At 65.6% G+C, this 10,034-nt stretch carries 8 protein-coding genes; 3 read left to right on the forward strand and 5 right to left on the reverse strand.

Going from position 1 to position 10,034, the window contains the following annotated elements; genetic code table 11:
- Window positions 1-59: 59 nt before the first annotated feature.
- The 4 genes from mdo to CH285_RS01635 form a co-directional block, all read right to left on the reverse strand.
- Window positions 60-1,331: an NDMA-dependent methanol dehydrogenase gene (mdo, locus tag CH285_RS01620; RefSeq protein ID WP_027496261.1), complete on the reverse strand. Its 1,272-nt coding sequence runs from the start codon at window positions 1,329-1,331 to the stop codon at window positions 60-62.
- A gap of 198 nt (window positions 1,332-1,529) precedes the next feature.
- On the reverse strand, window positions 1,530-2,762 hold the full coding sequence (locus CH285_RS01625) for an MFS transporter (RefSeq protein ID WP_094643287.1): 1,233 nt from the start codon (window positions 2,760-2,762) through the stop codon (window positions 1,530-1,532).
- Between the two features lie 84 nt (window positions 2,763-2,846).
- Window positions 2,847-3,617 carry a glutamate racemase gene (locus tag CH285_RS01630; RefSeq protein WP_094643288.1) on the reverse strand — a complete coding sequence of 257 codons (771 nt, stop codon included), beginning with the start codon at window positions 3,615-3,617 and terminating at the stop codon, window positions 2,847-2,849.
- Window positions 3,614-4,786 carry a cystathionine gamma-synthase gene (locus CH285_RS01635; protein WP_032365667.1) on the reverse strand — a complete coding sequence of 391 codons (1,173 nt, stop codon included), beginning with the start codon at window positions 4,784-4,786 and terminating at the stop codon, window positions 3,614-3,616. The genes CH285_RS01630 and CH285_RS01635 overlap by 4 nt, the downstream gene beginning before the upstream one ends.
- A gap of 81 nt (window positions 4,787-4,867) precedes the next feature.
- Here CH285_RS01635 and CH285_RS01640 point away from each other — a divergent pair, with 81 nt between their 5' ends.
- Window positions 4,868-6,040 (forward strand): acyl-CoA dehydrogenase family protein, encoded by a 1,173-nt coding sequence (locus CH285_RS01640; RefSeq protein ID WP_032388183.1) that lies wholly within the window; start codon window positions 4,868-4,870, stop codon window positions 6,038-6,040.
- Between the two features lie 60 nt (window positions 6,041-6,100).
- On the opposite strand, the gene CH285_RS01645 is transcribed toward CH285_RS01640, so the two are convergent.
- On the reverse strand, window positions 6,101-7,486 hold the full coding sequence (locus CH285_RS01645) for a cystathionine beta-synthase (protein WP_027496256.1): 1,386 nt from the start codon (window positions 7,484-7,486) through the stop codon (window positions 6,101-6,103).
- Window positions 7,487-7,548: 62 nt separating this feature from the next.
- Between CH285_RS01645 and CH285_RS01650 the strand changes: the two genes are divergently transcribed.
- Complete coding sequence (locus CH285_RS01650) at window positions 7,549-8,595, forward strand: SGNH/GDSL hydrolase family protein (protein WP_241258259.1); 1,047 nt, start codon at window positions 7,549-7,551, stop codon at window positions 8,593-8,595.
- Window positions 8,596-8,667: 72 nt separating this feature from the next.
- Window positions 8,668-9,888: an acetyl-CoA C-acetyltransferase gene (locus CH285_RS01655; RefSeq protein ID WP_032383529.1), complete on the forward strand. Its 1,221-nt coding sequence runs from the start codon at window positions 8,668-8,670 to the stop codon at window positions 9,886-9,888.
- Window positions 9,889-10,034 lie beyond the last annotated feature (146 nt).

A 10,034-nucleotide genomic window follows, 5' to 3' on the forward strand; every position in this document is an offset into this window, starting at 1 on the left:
CGCCGCATGTGAGCGGAACTTCGTACCCTGCTACGAAGTTCCACTCACATGGGTGGCGGTTAGTACGACTCGTTGATCGCGTGCGAGACGACCGGAATCATCGATTCGACGGTGACCTCGCGGGGGTTACCCGGGGTGCACCAGTCTTCCTGGATGTGCTCGGAGATCTTGAGTACCGACTTCTCGTCACCCTTGATCACGTCGCCCTTACCGGCGTACTTGCCGGTGTTCATCCGGTTCTTGTCGTACGTCGCGGAACGGATCGACCCGAAGTTGTCGGGAATGCCGACGTCCTTCGCGAGCCGGATGGCGGCTTCGACTGCCGCGTCGGCCGCCTGGACGGTGGTCATGTTCTTCGTGTCGACGCCCATGGCCACGGCGATCTCCGCATAGCGCTCGTAGCGTGAGGGCAGGTTGTACTCCCACACGCGCGGCAGAGCGATGGCGTTGTTGAGGCCGTGAGCACTGTCGTAGAACGCACTGATCGCGTGGGAAATCGAGTGGATGACACCGAGTCCGCCGGAGTTGAACGCCTGCGTGGCGATGTACTGGGCGTTCATCATGCCCTCGCGAGCCTTCAGGTTGCCCGGGTCGTAGACGGCCTCGCGAAGGTGCTTGGACACCAGGCCGATCGAGTAGATCGCGTTGCCCAGCGACGGCGCGAAATCGAGACGCGACACGTACGGCTCGGCACCGTGTGCCAGAACGTCGAAGCCACAGAACGCGGTCCATTGCTGGGGGCAGGTGTAGTAGAGCAGCGGATCGTCCAGTGCCAGAGTCGGTGTCGACGCCTCGTCGAAGGCAAGCCACTTGTGCGGCTTCTCCATGTCCGAGGTGTCGGTGATGACGTACGCCCAGGACGTCTCCGAACCCGTTCCGGCGGTGGTCGATACGGCGATATGCGGTGGGTTCTGCTTGTTCGTGGACTTGGAGAATCCCTCGAACTCGTTGATGTTGCGGCCGTCGTGGGCAACGACGACGCGGATGCCCTTGGCCGCGTCGTGGCTGGAGCCGCCACCGACGGAGATGACGCTGTCGCACTTCTCCTTCTGGTAGAGCGCGGCACCGTCCATGACGTTGTAGTCCTTGGGGTTCGACTCGACCTTGTCGTAGAGAACCACCTCGACGCCCTGGTATTCGATCTTGCCGATCAGTTCCTCGATGATCCCGGATCCGCGCAGTCCGGTGGTGACGAGCAGGGCACGCTTGAATCCGAGTTCCTTCGCCTCGACGCCGATCATGTCGTGAGCGCCGACCCCCAGCTTGGCGCGGGGCAGCGGGTGAAACTCCTTGATGGGGAATTCCCAGATCTGATTGAGCTCGATTGCCATCGGTGTCTCCTCGGTGAGTGTGGTCAGGAAACGCCTGGGGTGTGTGATCGGCGTCTCACTGATGACCACCATGGCCGCACCGAGAGGAGATCGGAACACCTGCAGGGCAGAACCGTTCCAACACCGCTGCCGGACTATCCGATTGGGCAGTACATGGTGCCCGTCCTCGGGAGGGGAGATCGAGGAGTGATTGCTGCGCTATCGATTTCGTCGCTGTACAACCGAGAACCCCACGACCGAGATCAATGCAAGAGCAATGACGAACGCCCCGTACACCTCGACCGTGGTGCTCAATCCGAGCCGGTGCACGGCGAGACCGGCGATCACCGCAGGCAGGCTGAAGGCGAGGTAGCTGATGACGAATGTCGTGGCGAACACGCCACCTCGCTCCGCAGCGGGGACCAACGAACCGAGCGTGCGCATCGCACCGAGAAACGTTGCTCCCCAGCCCGATCCTGCGACGACAGCGCCGACGAAATACAGCGCGACCGAGCCGATTTCGACCGACACCAAGGTCAGCGCGACGCCGCTTGCGAGCACTGACGCGCCGATCATCATCACCGTGCGAGGAAGCCCGTTGCGCACGACGACAGCTGCTACCGAGCCCGAGGCGAACAGCGAGAAGATCTCCAGGCCGCCCACGATGTGGTTGTCGATACCGAAGACGGTGCCGATGATCGACGGGCCCAGCGAGAGGTGGAACCCGCCGAGCGACCAGGTCGCGAACAGGGCAGGAGCAATGACCACGAACGGTGCCCGCACCGACTTCGGCAGCGAGGCTCGCGGCAGCAGGGTCGACGCCAGGTGACGTCGGGAATCGAAGCCGCGCATCGCCGACGTCTCCGGCACGAACAGCAGGGCCACGGCCAGTACTGCCGCAGCGGCGATCAACAGGGCGAACACGAGAATTTCGGGTGCCGGCGCCAACTGCACCAGCAACCCGGCCCCGATCGCGCCTGCCGCCAGACCGAAGGAGGGGGCGACGCTGTTGAGCAGCGGGCCGGTCGACACGGTGGGCTGCAGATCGATGATGGCCGCACTCATGGCCCCCGTCGCCGCGCCTGCGGCGATTCCCTGCACGACGCGAGCAGCGATCAATACCGGAACACTGTCGGCGACGATGAACAACACCAGACTGACGATCAGCAGCAGCAGTGACGCGACCAGGATCGGTCTGCGTCCGATGTGGTCCGACAGACTTCCGACCGTGAGCAGAGTCAGCAGCAGCGCCAGCGCATAGACGGCGAAGACGACCGTGAGACTGATCGCACTGAACCCCCACGACTGCTGGTACACCGGGTACAGCGGCGACGGTGCAGCCGAGGACGCCATGAGGACGATGAAGGCGACGCCGACCACCCAGAAGGCATACCGATGCGGAATCCGCGCCGCTGCTCTGCCCTGTACGTCCCGCGTGTCGACACCGACCATGTGCTCATTCCCTCCACTGCAACAACCGTTACCTCAGTGAAAGACAACGCACGAACCCACCGGGCATTCCCCGGCGGCGCGGAACTACCGGGCCCGCGCACCGTCGAGTAGCACCGTCGCCTCGCGGTAACGATGTGCACTCTCCGGCAGTACGCCTTCGATGCCGCTCAGCCACACCGAGACCGATCCGGTGCCGGCCCGCGCCGAACCGACCTCGTCCGCGCGCCGCACCGTCTGATTGGCCACGGCCGCCGCGCTGTCGAACATCGTCACGCCGTCCGGCAGACGCGCGACGATCTCGTCCAGCACCAACGGGTAGTGGGTGCACCCCAACACGATGGACTCGACGTCGTCGGGAGTGGCGGCCACCGCAGCGTCGATGGCCGCACGTATTCCGGTCGAGTCTCCGCGATCGATCGAATCGGCCAGGCCGTGGCAGGCCACGCTGGTCACCGTCCGACGAGAGGCGAATTCGTCGATCAACCGGGCCTGGTACGCACTTGCCGTCGTGGCCGCCGTCGCCCAGATCGCGATCCGATCACTGACCGCCGCTGCGGGCTTGATCGCCGGGACCGTCCCCACCACGGGGATCGCATCACCGAGCGCAGCCCGCACCTGGCTCAACGCCGTCACACTGGCCGTGTTGCACGGCAGCACCACGACCTCGGCACCGAGTTCGACGGCATGTCGAGCGGTACCGACCACCCGCTCGATCACCCACGCATCCGGCTTCGGACCCCACGGAGCGTTGTCGGGATCCATCATCAGCACCAGATCGAGCTCGGGACGCGACTCACGCAGGCGAGCAGCCGTCGGGAGCATTCCCAACCCCGAGTCGATCAGTGCGACGATCATGCCAGTGCTTGCTCGACGTCGCCCACCAGATCGGCACCGTCCTCGATACCGACGGACAGACGCACCAGGTCGTCCGGGACCTCGAGCAGCGAACCGGCAGTCGACGCGTGCGTCATCGCGCCGGGGTGCTCGATGAGCGACTCGACGCCGCCCAAAGACTCTGCGAGAGTGAAGATTTCCGTCTTCGCGCAGAAATCGAGAGCGGCCTGCTTGCCGCCGGCCAGCCGCACGGAGACCATGCCGCCGAACCGTCGCATCTGCTTCGCGGCCACCGCGTGAGACGGGTGCGACTCGAGGCCGGGGTAGATGACCTGCGAGATGGCCGGATGCCCGTCGAGGAATTCGACGATCTTCTCCGCGTTGTCGCTGTGCCGTTCCATCCGCAACGCGAGGGTCTTGATGCCACGCAACGTCAGGAATGCGTCGAACGGTCCGGGAACGCCCCCGGCACCGTTCTGCAGGAATGCGAACGCGGTATCGAGCTCTTCGCTGTCGGTCACCAGAGCGCCGCCGACGACGTCGGAGTGACCACCGATGTACTTGGTCGTCGAGTGCAGCACCACGTCGGCACCGAGGGACAACGGCTGCTGCAGATAGGGAGACGCGAACGTGTTGTCGACGACCAGCTTGGCCCCGCCCTCGTGCGCGACGCCCGCGAGCGCCTCGATGTCACCGACGTTGAGCAACGGGTTGGTGGGCGTCTCGACCCACACCAGCTTGGTGTTCGGACGCATCGCGGCGCGGACCTCGTCGACGTTCGAGACCGCGGCCACGGAGTACTCGATGCCCCACTGGGTGAAGACCTTGTCGATCAATCGGTACGTGCCGCCGTAGGCGTCGTTGGGAATGACGAGGTGGTCACCGGGACGCAGCGCCGACCGCAGCATGCAGTCGGTAGCGGCCATGCCCGACGAGAAAGCGCGACCGTAGGTACCGGATTCGATGGCTGCGAGGTTGGCCTCGAGCGGCCGACGCGTCGGGTTGCCGGTACGCGCGTACTCGAATCCGCTACGCATTCCGCCGACCCCGTCTTGCGCGAAGGTGGAGCTGGCGTAGATCGGCACGTTGACCGCGCCGGTCAGTGGATCGGGCTCGTAACCCGCGTGGACCGCCTTCGTGGAAAAGCCCTGCCAGGAGGTGTTGTCTGCCTTGCTGCGCTGCTCACTCATGGCCTCCACACTAATCGGCCTGCGTCGCCCGGCAGGGGCGTGGGTAACCTGCGAAGACAACCCCCAGCGGAAAGAGGCACCGTGGCCAACTCCCAGAGCGTCGACGAACTGTTCGCGATCGATTCCCTCCTCGACGACGAAGAACGTCAGATCCGGGACACAGTCCGCAAGTTCGGCAACGAACGCATCCGACCCCACATCGCCGACTGGTTCGACGAGGGCACCGTTCCCGCGCGTGAACTTGCCAAGGAGCTGGGCTCGCTCGGCCTGCTCGGCATGCACCTCGAGGGCTACGGCTGCGCCGGAACATCGGCGACGGCGTACGGGCTGGCCTGCCTCGAACTCGAAGCCATCGATTCCGGCATCCGCTCATTGGTCTCGGTGCAGGGCTCGCTGGCGATGTTCGCGATCTGGAAGTACGGGTCCGAGGAACAGAAGCAGCAGTGGCTGCCGGGGATGGCCGAGGGTTCGCTCATCGGCTGCTTCGGTCTCACCGAGGCCGACTTCGGGTCCAACCCCGGCGGCATGCTCACCCGAGCCAAGCGCGACGGTGACGACTGGATTCTCAACGGCAGCAAGATGTGGATCACCAACGGTCCGGTCGCCGACGTCGCCGTCGTGTGGGCTCAGACCGACGACAAGGTCAGGGGTTTCGTCGTCCCCACGGACACCCCCGGATTCACCGCCAACACGGTGAAGAAGAAGCTGTCTCTGCGCGCGTCGATCACGGGCGAGCTGGTGTTCGACGACGTCCGGCTTCCTGCCGACGCGATGCTGCCCGAGGCCCGCGGCCTGAGCGGACCGTTGAGCTGCCTCAACGAGGCCCGGTTCGGCATCGTGTTCGGAGCGATGGGCGCGGCGCGGGACTGCATCGAATCGGCCGTCGAGTACTCCAAGACCCGCGCGGTGTTCGACAAGCCGCTGGCCGGATACCAGCTCACCCAGGCCAAGCTCGCGAACATGGCGCTCGAACTCGGCAAGGGTCAACTGCTCGCGCTGCATCTGGGCCGGCTCAAGGACAAGGGCGAACTGCCGGGCGAGCGAGTGTCACTCGGCAAGCTCAACAACGTGCGCGAGGCCATCAAGATCGCTCGTGAATGCCGAACCATCCTGGCCGCCAACGGAATCACGTTGGAATACCCCGTACTTCGGCATGCCAACAACCTCGAATCCGTCCTCACCTACGAGGGCACATCCGAGGTCCATCAACTCGTGATCGGGCAGGCGCTGACGGGCTCCAGCGCTTTCCGATAAGGCGGCTGCGCCGCTTGTGAGCGGAACCTCGTAGCCTGCTACGAAGTTCCACTCACATGCCTAGGCACCCTTACTGAGGAAACCGAGCAGATCGTGGCGGGTGATGACGCCGACGGGCTTACCCTCTTCGACGACCATCAGCGCATCGGACTCCCCGAGGGCCTTGGTGGCGTCGGAGACGGTTTCGCCGGCACCGATCAGCGGGAACGGCTCACTCATGTGCTTGGCTACCGGGTCGGCCAACGCTGCGCGACCCTCGAACACGGCGCTGAGCAGATCGCGTTCGGTGACGCTGCCGGCGACCTCGCCTGCCATGACGGGCGGCTCGGCTCCGACGACGGGCATCTGCGAGACGCCGTACTCGCGCAGAATCTCGATGGCGTCACGCACGGTCTCGGACGGGTGGGTGTGCACCAGATCGGGCAGGGCACCGGACTTGCCGCGCAGCACTGCGCCGACCGAGGTCTCCTCGGTGGTGCCGTCCAACCGCGAACGCAGGAATCCGTACGAGGACATCCACGAGTCGTTGAAGATCTTCGCCAGGTAGCCGCGGCCACCGTCGGGCAGCAATACGACGACCAACGCGTCGGGGCCTTCGCGTTCGGCAACCTGAATGGCCGCGACAGCAGCCATGCCGCACGAGCCGCCGACCAGCAGGCCTTCCTCGCGGGCGAGGCGACGAGTCATGTCGAACGAGTCGTTGTCGGACACGGCGATGATCTCGTCCGGGATGGACGGGTCGTAGGCGGTCGGCCAGAAGTCCTCGCCGACACCCTCGACCAGGTACGGACGTCCCGTGCCACCGGAGTACACCGATCCCTCGGGGTCGACGCCGATGACCTTGACCTTGCCGCCGGAGACCTCCTTGAGGTACTTGCCGGTGCCGGAGATGGTGCCGCCGGTGCCGACGCCTGCGACGAAGTGCGTGATCTTGCCGTCGGTGTCGGCCCAGATCTCGGGCCCGGTGGTCTCGTAGTGGCTGGCCGGGCCGGCCGGGTTGGCGTACTGGTTCGGCTTCCACGCTCCCTCGATCTCGCGGACGAGTCGGTCGGAGACGCTGTAGTAGCTGTTGGGGTCTTCGGGCGCGACGGCCGTGGGACAGACGACGACCTCGGCACCGTAGGCACGCAGCACGTTGCGCTTGTCCTCACCGACCTTGTCGGGGCACACGAACACACACTTGTAGCCACGCTGCTGAGCAACGAGCGCGAGGCCGACGCCGGTGTTACCGGACGTGGGCTCGACGATGGTGCCGCCGGGCTTCAACTCGCCCGAGGCCTCGGCAGCGTCGATCATCTTGACGGCGATGCGGTCCTTCGACGAACCACCCGGGTTGAGGTACTCGATCTTGGCTGCGACCGTGCCGGCGCCGTCGCCGATGACGGAGGACAACTTCACCAACGGGGTGTTGCCGATGAGTTCGGTGATGTGCTGTGCGATGCGCATTGCTCCATCTTCCCAGATGCAGGTATCGGACTCTCGGCCACGGCTGTCGACACCCGCATACGATGGTGCGGGGGCACGACGAGAGGGATCGATCTGTGACGGCGAGCGGATGGCGTACCGCCGCGAAAGCGAGCGCCGCGACGGTACTTGCAGGCTCTGGAGCAGGGACTGCGTCCTGGGCCGCGTACCGACATCTGATGGGGCAGGCCGCTGCGGCCCGCGGCGTCATCGGACGCAACATTGCCAAGCCACCCGAGGCCGACGGGGTTTACACCGCCGGCTGCGCGGCACCCGAGCGGTGGCGCATGGGAAGTTCAGCAGATATTCATCTGATGATCTTCGGCGACTCCACCGCGGCAGGCGTGGGTTGCACTGTGGCCGACGAGGTCCCGGGTGTCCTGCTCGCCCGCGGGTTGGCCGAGGAAACCGGTCAACGAATCCGCTTGAGCACCAAAGCAATTGCCGGTGCCACGTCCAAAGGACTCGAAGGTCAGGTCGACGCCATGTTCGTCGCGGGCCCGCCGCCCGATGCCGCGGTGATCTTCATCGGCGCGAACGACGTCACCAAGAAATTCTCCATTCCGGCATCAGCGGCCAGGCTGGGCGATGCAGTCGAACGACTGACGGCCAAGGGCTGCGTCGTCGCGGTGGGAACGTGCCCCGATCTCGGTGTCGTGACGGCCATTCCGCAACCTCTGCGTACCGTCGTCCGCAATTGGGGTCGGCGGCTGGCCCATGCCCAGACGGCCAGGACTCTCGGTGCCGGCGGGCATCCGGTAGCCCTGGCGGATCTGCTGGCACCCGAGTTTCTGGCCGCCCCCGACACGATGTTCTCGGCGGACCGCTTCCACCCGTCCGCTGCGGGGTACGAGCTGGCCGCGCAACAGATTCTGCCGGTGCTCGCCTCGGCCCTCGGCGTCTGGCACGGCGGTCCACTGCCCGAACTGCCGACGGTGTCCGCCGCCGCCGAATCACGCAGAGCCATCCCCCGCGCCACCGCCGCAGTGGACCGCTTTCTCCGGCGTAGAACTGCCGAGCTCGACGCCGAGATCGACAGCGCGGCGGAGGATCTCCTACGTCGTGGCGATGGCCGTTCGGCGGGGTTGTAAGTTCGATCAGGAGACATCGCCTACTCGGCGGTAACAGAGCAGATAAGCAGTATCGATATCGAAGGAGATCTCATGCCAGAGGCAGTCATCGTCGCCACCGCGCGCTCACCCATCGGCAGGGCAATGAAGGGGTCGCTCAAGGACATTCGTCCCGACGACCTCACCGCTCAGATGGTCGCCGCTGCGCTGGCCAAGGTGCCCTCGCTCGACCCGAAGGACATCGACGACCTGCTCCTGGGCTGCGGCCTGCCCGGCGGGATGCAGGGCAACAACCTCGCCCGCATCGTCGCGGTTCAGCTCGGCTACGACTCGCTCCCCGGAACGACGATCACGCGCTACTGTTCGTCCTCGCTGCAGACCACCCGGATGGCGCTGCACGCGATCAAGGCAGGCGAGGGTGACGTGTTCATCTCCGCTGGTGTCGAGAGCGTGTCCAGCTTCATCCACGGCAGCTCGGATTCGCTGCCGGAGAGCCACAACCCGATCTTCGCCGACGCCGAGGCCCGCACCAAGAAGGCGCAGGAAGAGGGCGCGGACAGCTGGACCGATCCCCGCGAGAACGGTGAGCTGCCCGACGCGTACATCGCGATGGGCCAGACGGCCGAGAACGTCGCCCTGCTCACCGGCATCAGCCGTGAGGATCAGGACCGCTGGGGCGTCCGCAGCCAGAACCGCGCCGAAGAGGCCATCAACGCCGGCTTCTTCGAGCGGGAGATCACCCCGGTGACCCTGCCCGACGGCACCGTCGTCAGCACCGACGACGGCCCTCGCGCTGGCACCACGTACGAGAAGATCAGCCAGCTCAAGCCGGTCTTCCGTCCGAACGGCACCATCACCGCCGGTAACGCATGCCCGCTCAACGACGGCGCAGCAGCGCTCGTCATCATGAGCGACACCAAGGCCAAGGAGCTGGGCCTGACCCCGTTGGCTCGCATCGTCTCCACCGGCGTCACCGGCACGTCTCCCGAGATCATGGGCCTGGGGCCGATCGAGGCCACCCGCAAGGCGCTGAAGATCGCGGGCATGTCGATCTCCGACATCGACCTGTTCGAGATCAACGAGGCCTTCGCGGTGCAGGTCCTCGGTTCCGCCCGTGACCTCGGCATCGAAGAGGACAAGCTCAACGTCTCCGGCGGTGCCATCGCGGTCGGCCACCCGTTCGGCATGACCGGTGCCCGCATCACCACGACTCTGCTGAACAACCTGACGACACACGACAAGACGTTCGGCGTCGAGACCATGTGCGTCGGCGGCGGCATGGGCATGGCCATGGTGCTCGAACGTCTCAGCTGATCCCAGACGCACAACGGAAAAGCCCCGCCCTCCGAATGGCGGGTTCCAACGATCCCCGCAACACCCTCGATTTGAGGGAGTTGCGGGGATCGTGGCATGTGCTGGGTTGAAGGTGCGGTTTTTCGAGGCGTTGGACCGTGAGGACG

Source organism: Rhodococcus sp. 05-2256-B1 (assembly GCF_002258465.1).
Taxonomy (GTDB): Bacteria; Actinomycetota; Actinomycetes; order Mycobacteriales; family Mycobacteriaceae; genus Rhodococcoides; species Rhodococcoides fascians.

Bases quoted from the DNA above. Each gene is read 5' to 3' on its own strand.
- mdo (WP_027496261.1), bottom strand. From the start codon at position 1,331: ATGGCAATCGAGCTCAATCAGATCTGGGAATTCCCCATCAAGGAGTTT.
- CH285_RS01625 (WP_094643287.1), bottom strand. From the start codon at position 2,762: ATGGTCGGTGTCGACACGCGGGACGTACAGGGCAGAGCAGCGGCGCGG.
- CH285_RS01630 (WP_094643288.1), bottom strand. From the start codon at position 3,617: ATGATCGTCGCACTGATCGACTCGGGGTTGGGAATGCTCCCGACGGCT.
- CH285_RS01635 (WP_032365667.1), bottom strand. From the start codon at position 4,786: ATGAGTGAGCAGCGCAGCAAGGCAGACAACACCTCCTGGCAGGGCTTT.
- CH285_RS01645 (WP_027496256.1), bottom strand. From the start codon at position 7,486: ATGCGCATCGCACAGCACATCACCGAACTCATCGGCAACACCCCGTTG.
- CH285_RS01650 (WP_241258259.1), top strand. From the start codon at position 7,549: ATGGTGCGGGGGCACGACGAGAGGGATCGATCTGTGACGGCGAGCGGA.
- CH285_RS01655 (WP_032383529.1), top strand. From the start codon at position 8,668: ATGCCAGAGGCAGTCATCGTCGCCACCGCGCGCTCACCCATCGGCAGG.